Below are 1,355 nucleotides of genomic sequence, written 5' to 3' on the forward strand. Positions count from 1 at the left end.
AATTGTTATAGCAAAAAAATTTAGGACTTTGTTTGCGGCATTTTTGGTTTTTTTATCGTTAATATAGTCTTCAAAAACCTCACTTATAGTCAAAGCTGAAAAAAAATAAGCAATAACTAAAAATAATCCAATTAGGAATTCAGATGGTTGTGTTGTTAAAAAATTCACTATTTCTAAATAACTTTTATCATAAATATTCACTAAATTTATAATAAACCAAAGCATTAAAGGTAATAAGATTGCAGAACTAATTTTTAAGAATAACCATTTTTTTGTTACTGGCAGCATTATATTAATCCTCTGCCAATTAAATAAATTAAGATAGTTAAAACAATCGAACCAAAAATAACTAACAAACCTGTAATTTTTGTTGTTTGTAATTCAAATCCATAACCTAAATCCATAATCAAGTGTCTTACTTCACTTAACATTTGAAAACTAAATGACCAGGTTATTCCAATTAAAATAAATTTACCTAAAAAAGTTTCTAAAAAATTTTTAATAATTTGATAATTACTTTCTCCTAGAAGCATTAATGCAAACCAAATACAAATTAATGTGATTGCAAAAAAATTAATTATTCCTGTAATCCTGTGTGAAATAGATACTAATGAAGAAATATGCCATTTATAAATCTGTATGTGTGGTGATAAAGGTCTGTTTTCCATATTTTATTTTGAATTAATAATTGTTTCGGCAATTTCAACAGAATTAAGTGCAGCACCTCTCAATAGGTTGTCTGATACAATCCACAAATTTAACGAATTTTTTTTAGTTTTGTCCTCCCTAATTCTAGATATATATGTCTCATCACTCCCAGCTGCTTCAAATGGTGTGCTATAACCTCCATTTTCTCTTTTATCAATAACCTCACAACCATCTGATTTACTTAAAACATCTCTCACTTTTTCTAAAGTATATGGTTTTTCAAATTCTATATTTACAGACTCCGAATGAGATACTAAAACAGGAATTCTTACACATGTAGCTGTAAGTTCAATTGACTCGTCTAAGATTTTTTTTGTTTCATATGTCATTTTTAATTCTTCTTTTGTATATCCATCATCAGCAAAAACATCGATATGTGGAATAACATTAAAAGCGATTTGTTTAGTAAAATTTTTTGACTCTATTTTTTTTCCATCTAAATATTGTTTAGTTTGATCAATTAATTCGTCCATTGGACTTTTGCCACCACCTGAAACAGATTGGTAAGTTGAAACTACAACTCTTTTAATTTTAAATAAATTATGTAGTGGTTTAAGTGCTATAACAAGTTGTGCTGTAGAACAATTTGGATTGGCAATAATATTTTTTTTCATATTTTTAATTTCGGCTGCATTCACTTGTGGAAC

General features: G+C 27.1%; 3 protein-coding genes. All 3 read right to left on the reverse strand.

Annotated elements, in window-relative coordinates; all coding sequences use genetic code 11:
* On the reverse strand, positions 1-288 hold a 288-nt coding region (gene sdhD / locus AMN83_RS04055), incomplete at its 3' end, for a succinate dehydrogenase, hydrophobic membrane anchor protein (protein WP_075504401.1).
* The gene (sdhC, locus tag AMN83_RS04060; protein ID WP_075504402.1) at positions 288-668 is read right to left on the reverse strand and encodes a succinate dehydrogenase, cytochrome b556 subunit; all 381 of its coding nucleotides are present in this window, start codon (positions 666-668) and stop codon (positions 288-290) included. The genes sdhC and sdhD, both read right to left, overlap by 1 nt.
* 3 nt (positions 669-671) lie before the next feature.
* Positions 672-1,355 (reverse strand): aspartate-semialdehyde dehydrogenase (locus tag AMN83_RS04065; protein WP_075504403.1); only part of this gene is annotated, 684 nt, incomplete at its 5' end.

It is taken from the genome of Candidatus Pelagibacter communis (genome assembly GCF_001180025.1).
In the GTDB taxonomy this organism is placed as follows: Bacteria; Pseudomonadota; Alphaproteobacteria; order Pelagibacterales; family Pelagibacteraceae; genus Pelagibacter; species Pelagibacter ubique_A.

Excerpts from the sequence above, each read along its gene's own strand:
- sdhC (WP_075504402.1), bottom strand. The coding sequence starts at position 668 with ATGGAAAACAGACCTTTATCACCACACATACAGATTTATAAATGGCAT.